Genomic DNA, 15,353 nt, shown 5'->3' with positions numbered 1-15,353 from the left:
GGTAAACGGTCTCACGGGCTTTCCACCGACTCCAACGCCTTCTCAACGGCAGACACGATCCGCGCTTTGGAAAAGGGTTTTACAACAAAATCTTTCGCTCCGTATTGGATAGCGCGAAGAATTGTCTTTTCCTGCCCCAAAGCAGAACACATGACAACCATTGCCGAAGGGTCAAGCCGTCGAATACGACGGAGGGCTTCAATCCCATCCATAACCGGCATGGTGATATCCATAAGGACAAGAGACGGGTGCACCGTACGATATAACGTTATTGCCTCAACACCGTTGGCAGCCTCTCCCGCAATGGAAAAACCGGCTTCTTCGAGAATTTCTTTCAACGCACTTCTCATAAAGCTAAGATCATCTACCAGAAGAAGCCGACGTTCCATACTATCCTTCCGTCTGCATCCAGTTCAGAAAGGCAATGATAAAATCATCGATCTCACCATCCATCACGGCCTGAATATTACCAACCTCATGTTTCGTTCGATGATCTTTTACCATGGTGTAGGGTTGAAACACATAAGAACGTATCTGGTTTCCCCAAGAAATCTCTTTCTTTTCCTGAGCATGTTTTTCCTGTTCTTTCTCCTGCTCCCGCTTATAGTGTTCATACAATCTAGAACGTAGAATTTTCAGCGCCATGGCTTTGTTTTTATACTGGCTCCGTTCGTTCTGGCACTGTACCACGATACCGGTGGAGATGTGGGTAATACGGACAGCGGAATCGGTCTTGTTGACATGCTGCCCGCCAGCTCCCTGTGCCCTATAGGTATCGATACGCAGTTCTTCTGGTTTGATATCGACCTCGATATCATCGTCGATAACAGGGGAGATATATACCGACGCAAATGATGTATGACGGCGTCCACTAGAATCGAAGGGAGAAATACGTACCAACCGATGAACGCCGATTTCGCTTTTAAGATAGCCGAAAACAAAATCGCCATTAATCTGAAGGGTTACCGACTTCACCCCTCCCTCGGCCTCAAGTAGATCAAGAGTTTGAACGGAAAACTCTCGTCGTTCGGCCCAACGGGTATACATTCGCAACAACATAGCAGTCCAATCGCACGCTTCAGTTCCTCCCGCCCCTGAATGGATGGTAAGAAAAGCATTGCTGCCGTCGAATTCCCCTTGGAACATTTCCGTTAGATTCAAGCCACGATAGGTATCGCTTATTTCGTCCAACTGCCTTTTAATATCATGTTCCTGACTTTCATCCTGTTCTTCATCGGCAAGTTCGAAAAGTGTTTCAAGATCCTCAAATGAAGACAATAAATCTTTCCATGGATCAAGTCGCTTATGAAGCCGTTTCAGCTCGCCAAGCCGTTTCTCCGCCCGTTCTCGATCCTCCCAGAACTCCGGACTTCCACTTTCCGCCTCAAGCGCTTTTATTTCCCGAGTCAATTGCTCAGGGTCAAAGTCGCCTCCATGAGTCGTAGATTTCTTCTTTTAATTGTTCGATCGGTATTTCAAGTTCACTCAGCATCCTGATCTCCTCGCTCAATAATGTTTATATCACGGACGAACAACAATCCGCCGCCACCGCTTATTCTGAAGACCTGTCACCACCAATACGCCATCGATGGGATATTGGTAAAGACGAACATTATCATATGAATCGGTCAATCTGTCTATATCTCGTTTCAGACGAGCAAGATAACGCTCTTTTAACGTAACCGTCTCCCAAAGTCCTTCATGCCGCTTTTCAAAGCCATATTCACGTAAAAGCGATTCAATACCACGCTTCTTTTCGATTTCGGAAAGATCAAAGGTGACGGCGACAAACATAAATATAGTGTATTTCTATCCCTATTTTGTGTCAAACCCTTCCCCAACTTTGCCGATAGGTATGATATGAAACGGCTCTTTTTATTTACGTTACTGCTAACGGCAGTGCTTTATTCATGGGCAGAAGAGACGACGACGGTCTACGCACCTTTCGTGTCCAATCTCGAAGTAATGGCAGACACCAATCGAATCATTCTGACTTGGAAAGATGCCTCCGATCCAATTGCGTTTTATCGGATCTACCGAAGCATCACCCCCTTTGACAACGACAAAGAGACAGACGCGACACTTGTGGCTGAAGTCGCATCGAATATCGAACTATTCGGCTACTATCCTCAAGATACCGGGTCCTACTATTTTGCCGTCCTTGCCGTCGACGCCGATGGAAGGGAGTATAAGCTGTATATTCCTTATAGAAACATCACCAATGACGCCATCTCCATTGTTCAGGTTGCATCGCTGCAGGAAAGAGCCACGCATATAAGCGATATTAGTGCAAGGGTCGCAGGTGAAGTTGTCTACATTAGCTATAAAAGCTCTTTACCAGAACGAGCGGTGATGGTCTATCGAAGTTCAGATCCTATCGTCGATAAAAATGGTTTACGTTCTGCATCGCTTGTGACGTCGCTAAGCAGCTCACAAGGATCGATAACCGATTTTCCGCTTCCCGGCCTCGAATATTACTACGCAATCGTCGACAAGGAACTGGTGGAGTCTGATGAAGTTGAACTCGAACCTGGAGAAAACGCAACAACAGATGCTGCTTTGGTGGCCTTATCCGATACCACCCAACAGAATGAAGGCTTTCGAAATGTCAGGATACGCCCCCTTCCCTATCTGACGCTTCCAAAATCGGTAAAAACAGGCGAGAGTCTGGCGGATCCGGATAAGTATGCCCTACCCACATATACACCGCTTGCGAAAGATACGGAGACGGCGGTGCAGAATTTAATCAACGAGCTTGGTCCTGCTCCGAGTCAGAGCACCCCCCAGGCCCAGATGCTGGCAATAGACAAAAGTCCGGGAGATAATCCCGAAGGTGTCTTGCTTTCAAACATCATCAAAGGATCATTCGCCGATGCCGAGTGGGATGCAGCAGAAAAGGAGCTTGGAAATTTTCTTGCCGTCCACAGGAGTAAAACAGTAGAAGCAAGAGCACATTTTTACATGGGGCAGGTCTACTATTTTCAGGGACAATTCGGCAAGGCCCTGTATGAATTCCTTTTCTCCCGGGAGACATACAGACAGGAAAGCAATAACTGGATAGATGCCACCTTTTATGCCCTTACATAAACTATTGCATTAGTTCGTTTATTTTTTCTCTATTTTCATTGTGATGATGCCGCTCCAGCTTTCACCCGGTTCAAGGGAAAGCTTTTTCCTCACGACAAAAGCATTTGACTGATAAACGGCACGCTTACCACGCAAACCAGCTGCAATGGTGAAGATGGGAAAAGACCAAAGAGCCCACCGGGAATCGAGTACGATACTCACAATGGCATGATTGCGATTATCGTGGAGTGCTATCTCTTTTATTCCGCCCCGTTCGACGCCCTCTGTCAAAGCGCCATCCCCCGCATCTCCCTTGTCTCCGAGAAATAAATGAGCATCTTCCTGAGCATTTGCAAAAAGCGAGAGATTAATCTCCGGCGCAAAAAGAAAGGCCGCCGGCACTGATGAGCGATTTTCAATGGTGTATTCAACCTCAACACTGTTCTTTGAAAAATTATATCCCTTTTTCAAAAAAATCGGTATCGGAGCGCCATTCATGTGGAGGAATGTTCCACAGTGGAGATAGAGCCGTTTATGTTCTCTATCGAGTTCATCAAGATCATACCGTTGATTGATAAAATCAGCAGCCTCCCGAAACTGCATGGTCTTGAATTGGGAAAAGGTGACGTCGTCATATAAAACATGATCAAGGAAAGCCCGTCTCGGATAGCTATCTATACCGAGACGTGCATCGTTCTCATCGTGATAGCGTTCCCGGTGCCGGGCCATGGTATCCAGATAGTTCCAACCGCTGACAAGATAGTCCAATTCAAAAAGCATACCGCTCCGACGATGGATATAGGCATTAATATTCTGCCCCTGATAGATATATTCATCCGCCCCGTCGAAATCGATATCAACCGGATGTATGGCTGTTGTAAAAATCCCCCGTTCACGCGTGGTCTTTTCAGCCGTTATGAAACTCCGGTATGCGGCCTTCCTCAAATGGTTATCGTAAACACCATTGTAACGACCGTGCCAATAGGGGGCATTGCATTGTCCCCGCCAACTCTCTTCTCTCGCACTCTTTTTACGCGCACGATCCCTCTGCACCTGATTCACCAGCAAGTAGGTATACATCATCCGCGCATACAGCAAATTGCTTTCCGGGTAGCGGGTAAGGAATTGGCGAAAATAACCGCCGTTTACATAGATGGAACCGTTGTCCTTTTCGGTCCGACTCCTCACAAACTCAAGATCCATCTGCTGTTCGGGAGGAAGCGGCCACTGCATCATCTCTTCATAGGCGGTACACGGGAAATAAACCTTTTCAAGGCTATCAAGGCTTCTCACGAACTGCCCGGGAAGTACGGGTATAGCAACACCGCGATTCTCATCAATAAGTCGAAGAAAACGATCCATCCATCCGCCTGCCTCACAAACACCTTCCGTGCCCGGCACATATCCGAGCATATCGGCATCAATCATAATTGACGCCACGTCATGCTCTTCGGAGGACGCTATCTCAGTTATCTTGGCGTAAACATCTTCAGGGGGGGAAAAGGGAATCATACGATTCAATCGGGAGGTCAGAGGTAGAACCCTGACCGTCTTACCTTGATCCTCTGTAATGCAAGGATGGTAAATCTTCTCCCCTCGAAGCCCAGCACTCATAAAATGACGATCGTCAAGAAAGATGTATTCCATGCCCGAACTGCTGAAAACAGAAGCAAGGGAAGGCTCCCAGACCCGTTCAGGAATCCAACAGCCCCGGGGACGCTTTCCGAAACGTTTTCTGATGTAGGTGGTTAAAAGCTCTATCTGACCTACTCGGTCCTTTGTCGGAATAAGCGGGAAAATAGGCTCATAGTACCCTCCCCCGATGATTTCAAGTTGCTTCCTCTTCACCATCTCGCTGATGACCATCAGGATCTCGGGATGGGTCTCTTCAAACCAGTCAAACAGCTGCCCTGAAAAATGAAGACAGCTACGAATTTTAGGGAATTCATATAAAACGGTAAGAAAGGGTTTATAGGTTTTTTGATACACAGTTTCAAGCTGTTCGGGATCGGTTCCAACCGGTTTGCTCCCGAACACCCCAAAAATAAGCCTAAGCTTTTTCATCGACTCCCTTTATCAGAGAATCCACCCGCACAATGCATTTGGGAGGACAACCCTTTGCCGCTTCACTTCTATCTCCCATCTTGTCATAATCGATCGAAGAAAGAAAATCCTCGACCTTGAAGCCACCTTCGGGAGACTTTTTCTCACATATTTTACACCCAATACAGCCGACGCTACAATACTTTCTAACGGCAGCTCCCTTATCTTTCGAGTTACACGCCACGATGTAATCTGCCTCATAAGGTACGAACTGCATAACACCGGTAGGACAAACCTCTATGCAGTTCCCGCAGCTTATACAGGCATCTTTATCAACAACAACCCTTCCGCCGGAGTCATAGGATATGGCATCAACCGGACAAACCTTCATACAGCTTCCCAGTCCGAGACATCCGTATTTACATTCCTTGTCTCCCTGAAATAGGGCGTGCACGGCATTGCAATCCTTCAGCCCCCGATAGGCATAAAGATAGCTTGTAGTCTCCTTAGTGCCGCGACAATGGACCTGAGCAACCATCTTTCGGTCCGAAATTTCGACTTCCTGGCCCATGATTTCCGCAATTTTCGATGCAGCCTCTGCTCCTCCTGGTCCGCATAAGGTGAGAGGCGCCTCACCGGCTGCAATGGCCTCCGCGTATGCAGCACATCCGGCATACCCGCAGGAACCACAGTTTGCGCCAGGCAGAGCATCCTCAACCTGCTGTATTCGCTCATCTTTGCTGACGGAAAAGAATTTTGAGGCGACCACAAGCGCTGCTCCGAGAACGCCACCCAATATTCCTACCACCAAAAACGCATAAAGTATTTTAAGAAGTAACATATCGTTTTCCCGTTATCCTAGAAGATTGTTCAAAAGTGCCTTATCAAAAGCCATGAACGCAAGGGCCATCAATCCCCCGGTGATGAAAGCGATAGGCACCCCACGAAAGGGTTTCGGAATCCATTCATTGTCAAGCTTTTCCCTGATCGTAGACATCAAGACGATGGCAAGAAGGAATCCAAGACCGGCTGCGATTCCCGCGACAAAGCTCTCCAAAGCGTTATACTTATTCTGTACGGCAATAAGGGCGATACCCATGACCGCACAGTTTGTCGTAATGAGGGGAAGAAAAATCCCCAAAGCCTTGTAGAGCGGCGGAGAAATCTTCTGAATAACCATCTCGACAAATTGGACAAGTGAGGCAATGACCAGAATAAAGGTTATTGTCTGAAGAAACTCAATATTCAGCGGAATAAGAATCAGGTGGTAGATCGCCCATGTGGCAAAAGAGGCCAAAGCCATAACGAAGGTAACGGCAAACCCCATGCCAACTGCGGATTCAAGATTTTTTGAAACCCCGATAAAAGGGCAAAGACCGAGAAATTGGGTCAGAATAAAGTTGTTGATAAAGACAAAGGTAATAATAATGCCAAGATAACTCATATCAGCCCTTTCCTCCCTTCTCCTGAATGATTCCGACAAGGGCCTTTAGATACCCCATGACAAGAAGAGCACCAGCCGCCAGGACAAATACCCGTGCTGGAGAATCGACAATGCCGGGAATTCTCACGACACCATCGAAATCGCCGAAAGCAAAAAGGGTTATCGTACCGGATCCGAACACTTCACGAACCAGAGAAATAATCGTAAGAGCCAGCGTAAAACCGATCCCCATGCCAAGAGCATCGAGAATGGATGCTCCCACACCGTTTTTACTTGCAAAGGCCTCCGCCCGTCCGAGAATGATACAATTGACGACAATCAAAGGGACAAAAACCCCGAGGCTGTCGTAAAGGTCGGGAAGAAAGGCTTGCATAACCATCTGAACGACGGTTACGAAGCTAGCGATGATAACGATATAAGAAGGAATTCTCACCTTATTCGGAATAAAATCCTTCAACAAAGAGATAAAAATATTTGAACACAACAAAACAAAAATTACTCCGGCACCCATTCCCAAGGCGTTAACTACCCTGGAAGATACACCAAGAGTGGGGCAAAGTCCAAGAACAATCACAAAAATAGGATTTTCTCTGAACAGTCCCTTTGTGAACTCTTTCCACATGCTATTTCCCCTCCAAGGACACTACAAAGCGGGACCCTTCCTGAAGAGCCTTGCCTACCCCCATAAACGTAATGGAGGCTCCCGTTACACTGTCCGACTGCTCGGTCGTGAGCATGCTTTTCCTGACGGGAACAGGCTTATCGCCTCCCGTACCAACGTATTTTTCCATATAAGATGCCTTCTCAGCCTCTTTTCCTAGGCCGGGGGTCTCTTCGTTGTCCATCATTTTGGCAGCAAGGACCGTTCCCTTCAGGTCATATCCACCAAGGATCACGATCGTGCCACCGTAACCGTTGCCGAGAAGCCGGCAAACATAGCCGGCGATTTGATCATCATCGCCATATACAGGGTAATAGCGGTCGACCACAGAATCATTGTCTACAGCTACTGCTTCACCTGTTTTCCTTCCGCCCGAGACGGTTTCCAAGGCCGCTTTCAGCTTTTCCGCTTTGATCCTGGCGATCTGAGGTTCGGTGAGGGCATTTACAGCCCCAAGGACCAGCGCCGCAACGGCACAAATCAAGGCAAGTCTTCCACCGATTTTCACAATGGGGTTGTTCATGCTTCCTCCCTCGCGTTCGCCTGTTCCTTTAAACGATCGATAAAACTTTTCCGCTCAACACCGAAGCGATGCGGTTTGTTGTACCGGTTGATCATGGGAACAAAGATGTTCATCAAGATGATTGCCAGGGAAACCCCTTCCGGGAAAGAACCATAAAAACGTATCAAGAAGGTAAGAAACCCAATTCCCACCCCGTAGATGATCATACCTTTACCGGTAAGAGGGCTTGTCACCATATCCGTTGCCATATAAAGCGCACCAAGCATGATCCCTCCGGAGAAAAGATGAAAAAGGACATCTCCTGAAAAGGCGCCTGTTCCGTATCGGTTTCCTCCGAAAATCCAGACCAGCAAGGCAAAAGAACCGAGATAAGCAACGGGAATCTGCCAGGTGATGATCTTTTTGGCAAAGAGATAGAGGGCCCCAATGATCAGCAACAAGGCCGAAACCTCGCCGATACAGCCGCCGACATTCCCCGTAAAAAGATCCGCATAGATCTTTCCACTTGTACCGCCGCCAAAGAGCGGGGCGAAAAAATGCGACAAACCGCTGGTGCTCCCAACAAAGCCGTTGGAACTAAGGAATTCGGCAGGGCCGGTTGCTGGACCGGAATAGTCGAGCAAGCCGGTCTTCAACATTCCCAAAGGAGTCGCACTGCTCACCGCATCGACCACCGTCTTTGGAGTACTCCAGGATGTCATTTGCCCAGTCCAGCTAAAAAAGACAAAGACCCGTCCTGCCAGGGCAGGGTTCATCCAGTTGCCTCCCAAACCTCCGAAGGTCCACTTCACCACCGCAATGGCAAAAACGGAACCGAGAATCGGAACATAGAATGGAACGGCAGTAGGCATGTTGAAACCTATCAACAAGCCGGTCAGCACAGCACTCCCGTCAAAGAGAGTGAATCGTCCCAAAAACGCAGCAATGATTGCCTCGGTAACGACGGCCGCTGCAATGGAAACAAGCAAGACCGTCAGGGCCCTGGCGCCAAAGAGGTAGATACCCCAGGCAGCGGCAGGAAGGAGGGCCAATGTAACACTCCACATAATAGACGAAGTCGATTGTTTATTATGTATTTGCGGAGAACTCTCCACAAGACGCATTATTTTTTCAGCTTCTTTATTCTTTTCGCTCATAATATCCCTACCTGACCTTACGCACTTTTCTTTTTCCGGCCCATCTTCTTGCCGAGCCGCATTCCCTGTACCAGAGGAATTCTGGCAGGGCAGGAAAAGCCGCAGCAACCACACTCTTTACAATCCATCAAGCCGGATTCCATTGCCGAAGCATAGTCGCCGTGGTCGATCAACTTGAAGAGGGTTGTAGGATTAAGGCCCATCGGGCAAGCCGCTACACACCTACCGCAGGAAATACAAGAGGTCCGGGTAGAGGCATGAACCTCCCTTTGGGTCAGGGCAAGGATACCGGAGGTCCCCTTTATAACCGGCGTATCAAGATCGTAAATGGTAAACCCCATCATGGGACCGCCCATGACGATCTTTGCTGGCTCTTCCGTAAAGCCGCCGCACTCTTCGATAAGGGTCTTAATCGGCGTTCCGATACGAACCTTCAGATTTTGAGGATCGGCTATGGCGCCGCCGGTAACCGTCACCGCCCGCTCAATGAGGGGCTTGTTAAATACCACAGCCTCGAATACGGCATGGACGGTTCCGACATTAGCGACAATAGCGCCGATATCCAGGGGAAGCCCGCCGGAAGGGACCTCTCTGCCGGTTATAGCCTTCAGAAGTTGCTTCTCATCGCCCTGAGGATATTTGACCTTAAGGGGCACAACATCAAGCTTTACTTTAGCCTTCTGCGCGGCCGCTTTCATCGAAGCAATGGCATCAGGCTTATTAATCTCAATACCAATGGCCAACTTTTCGGCATTGGTAATACGACTGATAATCCTGATTCCCTCGATGATCTGATCCGCACGTTCGAGCATAAGTCGGTGATCAGCCGTAAGATAGGGTTCACACTCAACCCCGTTGACAACGAAATACTCGGCTTTTTTCCCTTTGGGAACGGAAAACTTGACATGAGAGGGAAAGGTCGCTCCGCCCAGTCCAACAATGCCGTTCTCAACAACCTTTGCCATCAATGCCTCGGCAGAAAGTTGGGTCCAGTCTCCGGCCCGTTCTTCTTTTCCGAGGCGATCGAATGCACCCGCAAGTTCGATCACAACCGCACTGCTTTTCATGCCGTTGGGAAGATAAATATCTCGTATTTCTTTTACCGTTCCCGGAACCGGAGAATGAACCGGGGCAGAGATAAAACCCGAAGCTTTTGCTATGAGCATCCCTTCCCGGACCTCGTCCCCTACAGAAACAATACACTCCGCCGGTTTTCCAAGATGCTGGGAAAGCGGAACCACAAACATTGAAGAAAGCACCGCATTCTTGATTGGTTTTCCCGATGCAAGAGCCTTCCCACCGGGAGGGTGGACCCCACCCTTTGGAAACGTAGATAATCCTTTCATGCTGCTTGTTCTTTACTCCTTACCGTTCGAGATCCCGGCTCCATCTTTACCGAAGAGAAAATGTTATGCATTTCCGAAAAGACCAGCGAAACAAGGACAACGGTCAACAGAAAAAGTAATTTTCCCCCACTTAGCTCCGTGCCGCCTCCGCTAGCCAAAGAGACATAATTCAGACGTACCGAATTTGTCTGGTTAAGAAAAAGGCCGATAATCCCGTTTTGTACCTGCTGCCCTATTATATCTTCATACCATTGCTCTGTAAACAGTTTCGCAGTTACCTGTTCACTATAGAGAACATCGTTTATATAGAAATAGTTTTCATATTCTAGTGCTTCATTGAGGGTGGGAACCCTATAATTCATACCAAAAAGATAGCCGTCGTGGAACGCATAGTGGGCAATATAATCCCCCCTATTAGGAAGAGAATCTCCCTTTTGACCTATAGCGGGAAATCCCGCGGCCGTCTCTACCCCCGAATGAGGTGCCGGAGCAGGCAAGGAAAGGGAGGCCGCAGAGCCGTCGTTAAACAGAGGCCATAAGAAAAGCAGGGAAGAACAGAACAAGACGAAACCGCACCGCGTATAGATGGAAGAAAAAAAATGGAGCATTCGTTTCTTGCCAGAGCCCGTAGTGCTTATGGCGACTGATACAAAAAGGGCATGCTGTCGGGAGGCGTACCGCACATAGTGCCAGAGAATGATGGCCCCAATCACGGCTGGTCCTGCCAAAAGGCAAGTGAAAAGGGGCCCCAGGCCCTTTAACTGCCCTTTCTGTGAGAACACAAAAAAGAAGATAAGCGAAAGAACAGAAAAAAGGAGATACCGAAACGCTCTCATCAAGAGGTCGTGTTCCAGATTTGAAGTATCCGCCCCTCTTCTAAACCGCTCATTCAAAAACAGGGGAATTCGGCTGACCAGCAAAGCCCAAAACGGTGAAAAGAGAAGTACTGCCGCGTAAGAACCAAAAGGTGTCCCAAAAGAAAAGACGGCAACCGGAAATGCCCCTAAAAAAAAGAAAAGACGGGATTTCGCATCCAGCCCCAAAGCAAAAAAAACGACAAGAAAAAGAAAGATAAGAGGAAGGAGGAGCAAAGGTCCGCTTCCCGTTCCTGCAACAACAAATTGTCCGGAATAACGGCTGTTCACCCCGGACAATCGCCGAAAGAGCGTGTTCGGATCATCTTTTGTGATGATATAGTAGACCTGAGCATCCCGTCCATCGATGCTTCCACTAAAAAGTGCCGGAATTTTTTTTAAAAAAGGATCATAAAGCGGATCAAGAGAATCGTAATGTTCCGCAATATTCTCCACAGGTACTTTAATCATTCCATGAAAAGAGAAAAGAGGAACCATTGCATTTCCCCGATGACTCACCCTTTCGTAGCCTGCCGATTTCGCGATCTTCAGAAAATCGGAACGCTGAAGGCTCGAATCCACGAGAACGGGAACGGCATCAGGCCATAACTGACGTTCGGGACCTGAACTAGTATGGTCCTGGCGAAAGGCCGAGAAAAGAGAAAGCACATATACTATCACACAACATATGAGAGCAAAAATTGCCCCGATTCTATTTTTTCGCACCATTCCCGCTGTATCCGTCCGCCTCAGTTTCCGGGTACAACAGCAATTTGTCAAGGTAGCACAAGGAAACTACTCCTCACGAAAGCCCCGGGTCTTTCCTAAAATGTCGGTGGTGGCTATCATGCTTTCATGGTTCAGTTTATCCGCCATCTTTTATGGCTACTCAGAGGCGTACAGGTATTTGCGTTGGTAGGACGCAGCGGAACGGGCAAAAGCTTCCGGGCAAAACTTGTGGCAGAAAAATACGGTATTGAATTAATCATCGACGATGGATTACTTATTCGCGATCAGAAGATTATTGCGGGCCGTTCCGCTAAGCGGGAAAAGCTCTTCCTTTCCGCCATTAAGACGGCACTGTTCGAAGACCCCTCCCATCTCAGAGAAGTCAGGGAGGCTATTGACAGAGAAAAATTCAGGAGGATTCTCCTGATCGGTACAAGCGAGCGAATGGTCAGGAAAATTGCGGGAAGGCTTGGACTACCTGCTCCCTCGAAAGTGTTAAGCATTGAGCAACTTGCAAGTAAAGAAGAGATCGAAACTGCTATTAAAAGCAGAACGGAAGGTAAGCATGTGATCCCCGTTCCTTCCATAGAAATCAGGCAAAATTACCCTCAATTCGTTTATGATTCGGTAAAGGTATTTTTCAAGAAAAAGCTGGGTCTTCTTCCCGGAGGACAACGGGCCTTTGAAAAGACCGTGGTGCAACCCGAGTTCTCAAGCAAACGGGGAAAAGTTGAAATTAGCGAGGTGGCCCTTACCCAGATGGTGCTGCACTGTGTCGATGAATGGGACGACGCAGTATCGGTACGGAAGGTAAGCGTCAAGCACGATGCAGGTGGATATCATCTTCATCTGAAGGTTCACCTCCCTATAGGAGTCAATCTTTCCGGTTCGCTTCACGATATGCAGGAGTATATTATTTCCAGTCTTCAGCGTTACGGGGGAGTCCTGATAACATCGGTCGATATCACCGTCGATGCGGTACAAAGTCACTAATTTTTTTGCTCATTACGGCCGATAGATAAATGAGGAGATATAATTTCTCCATTGGATAGAGACATAAGGAGCGGTTATCATGAAACGAAGATCAATCATCGTAGTTCTTCTTCTATGCACCACAGCCATGGTGTTTGGGCAAAGCATGCAGATGGCGGAAGGGAATCACTATAGAGTCTTCTCAGAAATGGGTAAAGAAGATGCACAGGCAAAAGCCGAATTTCTTGATGCATTTTTCGTGCTCTTCAACTCATACTTTCATTTTGATCCCGCGGAACTTCAGAACAAAATGAATGTCAGGCTCTTTTCCAGCAAGGCAAAGTTTGATGATTATCTTCGCTCGACGGTGTCACAGACAAGAGAGACCTTTGTCTTTCTTCAATATAAAAATTCAGCGAAAAGCGAGCTTGTCGGCTATGCCATGGATGATCCGGAATTGGAGCGGCGCTCCCTTATTCACCACGGTTTTGTTCAATATCTCCGCAGTTTTATTAGCGAGCCTCCCCTTTGGCTGCAGAAGGGGTTCGCCATCTATTTCGAAGAGAGCGGTTACAACACAGACCGGAAAACGGCAATCTATCGGGAAAATCTCGGATGGATTCCCTATCTGAGAACCCTACTTGCCGAGGAAACCAAAACAGAGGGAAGTTCGGGACTGCTGCCTCTCAATATGCTTCTTTATGTCGATGCCGAAACCGCAAATGCGAATATCGACCAGTTTTATGCCGAAAGCTGGGGACTTGTCTCGTTTCTGCTCAACAGCGAATACAAAAATTACAATAGGGCCCTGTGGGATGCAATTTCGAGTCTCTCCGCCGATGCGACAAAACGCGACAATGAGAATTCCACGGTACAGCGCGCCTTTTCATGGACGGACCGCAATCTTTTTGTTTCCGACTTTGCAAGTTATATCTCCTCGGTCAAAACCTTCCCTGATCTGATTGAATCGGGAATGCAGGCCTACGGGCTTGAACAATACGATGAGGCGGAAAAACTCTTCAGTTCGGCAATGGCCCTTCGTCCGGAGAATTACATTCCCTACTACTATCTGGGCCTCATCGGTTATGCAAGAGCAGACTATGCCTCGGCGGAATACTACTATCACTCTTCCATCCAGGCGGGCGGAAACGCTCCACTCACCTACTACGCTCTTGGTGTAAATGCTTATGCCGATAGTCGCAACAGCGACGCAGCCTTTTACCTGAGCCAGGTAAAGAGCCTGGATCCGGATGGTTTCGGCGTCAAAGCAGATGATCTGCTTACGAGAATCAACTCGGAAAGTGGAAATGCAACGAAAGAGACAGAAAGGTAACAGAAGCGAACAGTGTTAAACATCAAGCGCTACGTCGGTATTTTCAGCCGACTGGCGCTTTTTTCGTCTACGACTTCGCCGCATTTTATTCTCCTTATCTTTCGCTACAGGCTCGAGAGAGGAGGGCTTCGGCTTTCGTGTAATATTACGCGGGGTTCTGATACCGCATTGCCGAAAAAGCTTTATGACCGCCATCTCCACTTCATGGTTGGGAGGCGTTATCGGCTCAAGCAATTGCTTACAGGATTTAAAGGTATCCCGGAACAGATCGACACTATTGGTGCCCTCTAAGGAGAGTTCCAGAAAGGGGCTAAGCAACCTAACAAGCATTTGCCCCTTGCGATCCTCATTCTTTTCCCGAACAAGAAGATCCAACTCTTCCAAGGAAGCGAAGAAGGCTCCTCGAAGCTTCTTGTCCCCCGATTTGAGAAAGGAGTCGATACGCGGAAGCATATGGCGAAACAATCCTGTTTTCAAAAATTCATCAATAAGAAGAGCCGAACGGCCGGAGGAGAGGACCTTAAACACCTCTTCGGTCATGCGGGAGGATGGACAACGCTCAAGCTCGTCCACATGCCTGGCAATGGCCCTGCGAAGCTTCCATCCCATACGAAAGCCGCCACCGGTAGAATACTTCACAGCCCTGATCATACGGACAGGATCATCTTTAAAGGTCCTATCCAAGGGGAGCAAACTCTTCATCTTTCCGGCCCTGACATCTTTCACACCGTCGACAAAATCGATGATGTGCAGTTTCTGGGGGTCAAGATAGAGGGCGTTTACACTAAAATCCCTGCGTTTCACATCGTCTTCAAGGGTACCGAACACATTATTCGAGTTACCTTCCTCGTCGTCGGCCCGAAAGGTCGAGACCTCGATGATCTTACCGCTTCCATAGTGGACATGTACCAAGCGAAAACGTCTTCCGATGATCCTCGAATTACGAAAAAGCTTTCTGACCTGCTTCGGATATGCACTGGTTGCGATATCAAAATCTTTTGGACTTTTCCCCTGAAGCAGATCTCTCACTGCTCCGCCGACGATATAGGCCTCAAATCCGGCATCCTTAAGACGCCTTGTTATCGCAAAGGCATCACCATCGATTTGATCGGAAGAGATCGGGTGTTCTTGCTCGGTGTAAATTTTCGCTATCGGGACACTTTGCCCCTTCTCATCGGTAGCATATCGTTTCAGCAAAACATCTCTCGCTTGCAGTAAGAATCGGTTTTCGTTTACACTATGGTAA

General features: G+C 48.0%; 15 protein-coding genes. 3 read left to right on the top strand and 12 right to left on the bottom strand.

From position 1 onward, the window contains the following. Positions 1–11: 11 nt before the first annotated feature. The 3 genes from F459_RS0111205 to F459_RS0111195 form a co-directional block, all read right to left on the bottom strand. Positions 12–389 (bottom strand): response regulator, encoded by a 378-nt coding sequence (locus F459_RS0111205; RefSeq protein ID WP_020612812.1) that lies wholly within the window; start codon positions 387–389, stop codon positions 12–14. A gap of 1 nt (position 390) precedes the next feature. After that, positions 391–1,492 (bottom strand): peptide chain release factor 2 gene (prfB, locus tag F459_RS22225; RefSeq protein WP_154651671.1). Its coding sequence is split into 2 segments (ribosomal slippage): positions 391–1,422 and positions 1,424–1,492, totalling 1,101 coding nucleotides; the frame shifts between segments, so codons are not numbered across the junction. Positions 1,493–1,521: 29 nt separating this feature from the next. Continuing rightward, entirely contained in the window at positions 1,522–1,794 is a 273-nt protein-coding gene (locus F459_RS0111195; protein WP_020612810.1) for a CRISPR-associated protein Cas2, read from the bottom strand. Positions 1,795–1,899: 105 nt separating this feature from the next. Between F459_RS0111195 and F459_RS0111190 the strand changes: the two genes are divergently transcribed. After that, positions 1,900–3,087, top strand: a complete 1,188-nt coding sequence (locus tag F459_RS0111190) for a tetratricopeptide repeat protein (RefSeq protein WP_245540154.1) — start codon at positions 1,900–1,902, stop codon at positions 3,085–3,087. Between the two features lie 18 nt (positions 3,088–3,105). On the opposite strand, the gene F459_RS0111185 is transcribed toward F459_RS0111190, so the two are convergent. Genes F459_RS0111185 through F459_RS0111150 form a run of 8 tightly spaced genes read right to left on the bottom strand, consistent with a single transcriptional unit; the run spans position 3,106 to position 11,754 of the window. Further along, positions 3,106–5,130: an alpha-amylase/4-alpha-glucanotransferase domain-containing protein gene (locus F459_RS0111185; protein WP_020612808.1), complete on the bottom strand. Its 2,025-nt coding sequence runs from the start codon at positions 5,128–5,130 to the stop codon at positions 3,106–3,108. After that, entirely contained in the window at positions 5,117–5,950 is an 834-nt protein-coding gene (locus F459_RS0111180; RefSeq protein ID WP_020612807.1) for an RnfABCDGE type electron transport complex subunit B, read from the bottom strand. Before F459_RS0111180 ends, F459_RS0111185 begins: the two co-directional genes overlap by 14 nt. Before the next feature lie 12 nt (positions 5,951–5,962). Further along, the gene (rsxA, locus tag F459_RS0111175; RefSeq protein WP_020612806.1) at positions 5,963–6,553 is read right to left on the bottom strand and encodes an electron transport complex subunit RsxA; all 591 of its coding nucleotides are present in this window, start codon (positions 6,551–6,553) and stop codon (positions 5,963–5,965) included. Position 6,554: 1 nt separating this feature from the next. Next, positions 6,555–7,175 carry an electron transport complex subunit RsxE gene (gene rsxE, locus F459_RS0111170; RefSeq protein WP_020612805.1) on the bottom strand — a complete coding sequence of 207 codons (621 nt, stop codon included), beginning with the start codon at positions 7,173–7,175 and terminating at the stop codon, positions 6,555–6,557. A gap of 1 nt (position 7,176) precedes the next feature. Continuing rightward, on the bottom strand, positions 7,177–7,737 hold the full coding sequence (locus tag F459_RS0111165; protein WP_020612804.1) for an FMN-binding protein: 561 nt from the start codon (positions 7,735–7,737) through the stop codon (positions 7,177–7,179). After that, entirely contained in the window at positions 7,734–8,873 is a 1,140-nt protein-coding gene (locus F459_RS0111160; RefSeq protein ID WP_026294993.1) for an RnfABCDGE type electron transport complex subunit D, read from the bottom strand. Before F459_RS0111160 ends, F459_RS0111165 begins: the two co-directional genes overlap by 4 nt. Positions 8,874–8,890: 17 nt before the next feature. Beyond that, positions 8,891–10,219, bottom strand: a complete 1,329-nt coding sequence (gene rsxC, locus F459_RS0111155) for an electron transport complex subunit RsxC (RefSeq protein WP_020612802.1) — start codon at positions 10,217–10,219, stop codon at positions 8,891–8,893. Further along, complete coding sequence (locus tag F459_RS0111150; protein ID WP_245540153.1) at positions 10,216–11,754, bottom strand: hypothetical protein; 1,539 nt, start codon at positions 11,752–11,754, stop codon at positions 10,216–10,218. Before F459_RS0111150 ends, rsxC begins: the two co-directional genes overlap by 4 nt. A gap of 174 nt (positions 11,755–11,928) precedes the next feature. Between F459_RS0111150 and F459_RS0111145 the strand changes: the two genes are divergently transcribed. Then, positions 11,929–12,795, top strand: coding sequence for an ATP-binding cassette domain-containing protein (locus tag F459_RS0111145; RefSeq protein WP_020612800.1), 867 nt, complete (start codon positions 11,929–11,931; stop codon positions 12,793–12,795). A 79-nt stretch (positions 12,796–12,874) separates the two neighbouring features. Beyond that, positions 12,875–14,107, top strand: coding sequence for a DUF1570 domain-containing protein (locus F459_RS0111140; RefSeq protein ID WP_020612799.1), 1,233 nt, complete (start codon positions 12,875–12,877; stop codon positions 14,105–14,107). Between the two features lie 15 nt (positions 14,108–14,122). Here the strand turns inward: F459_RS0111140 and pcnB are convergent, their stop codons facing one another. Beyond that, entirely contained in the window at positions 14,123–15,304 is a 1,182-nt protein-coding gene (pcnB, locus tag F459_RS0111135) for a polynucleotide adenylyltransferase PcnB (RefSeq protein WP_020612798.1), read from the bottom strand. Between the last annotated feature and the right edge of the window lie 49 nt (positions 15,305–15,353).

The organism is Sediminispirochaeta bajacaliforniensis DSM 16054 (genome assembly GCF_000378205.1).
Taxonomy (GTDB): domain Bacteria; phylum Spirochaetota; class Spirochaetia; order DSM-16054; family Sediminispirochaetaceae; genus Sediminispirochaeta; species Sediminispirochaeta bajacaliforniensis.
The sequence above is the reverse complement of the archived record's forward strand: the minus strand, read 5'-3'. Positions and strand labels throughout refer to the sequence as shown.

Excerpts from the sequence above, each read along its gene's own strand:
- F459_RS0111195 (WP_020612810.1), bottom strand. The coding sequence starts at position 1,794 with ATGTTTGTCGCCGTCACCTTTGATCTTTCCGAAATCGAAAAGAAGCGT.
- F459_RS0111205 (WP_020612812.1), bottom strand. The coding sequence starts at position 389 with ATGGAACGTCGGCTTCTTCTGGTAGATGATCTTAGCTTTATGAGAAGT.
- rsxA (WP_020612806.1), bottom strand. The coding sequence starts at position 6,553 with ATGAGTTATCTTGGCATTATTATTACCTTTGTCTTTATCAACAACTTT.
- rsxE (WP_020612805.1), bottom strand. The coding sequence starts at position 7,175 with ATGTGGAAAGAGTTCACAAAGGGACTGTTCAGAGAAAATCCTATTTTT.
- F459_RS0111165 (WP_020612804.1), bottom strand. The coding sequence starts at position 7,737 with ATGAACAACCCCATTGTGAAAATCGGTGGAAGACTTGCCTTGATTTGT.
- rsxC (WP_020612802.1), bottom strand. The coding sequence starts at position 10,219 with ATGAAAGGATTATCTACGTTTCCAAAGGGTGGGGTCCACCCTCCCGGT.
- F459_RS0111180 (WP_020612807.1), bottom strand. The coding sequence starts at position 5,950 with ATGTTACTTCTTAAAATACTTTATGCGTTTTTGGTGGTAGGAATATTG.
- F459_RS0111140 (WP_020612799.1), top strand. The coding sequence starts at position 12,875 with ATGAAACGAAGATCAATCATCGTAGTTCTTCTTCTATGCACCACAGCC.
- F459_RS0111145 (WP_020612800.1), top strand. The coding sequence starts at position 11,929 with ATGGTTCAGTTTATCCGCCATCTTTTATGGCTACTCAGAGGCGTACAG.
- F459_RS0111160 (WP_026294993.1), bottom strand. The coding sequence starts at position 8,873 with ATGAGCGAAAAGAATAAAGAAGCTGAAAAAATAATGCGTCTTGTGGAG.
- F459_RS0111185 (WP_020612808.1), bottom strand. The coding sequence starts at position 5,130 with ATGAAAAAGCTTAGGCTTATTTTTGGGGTGTTCGGGAGCAAACCGGTT.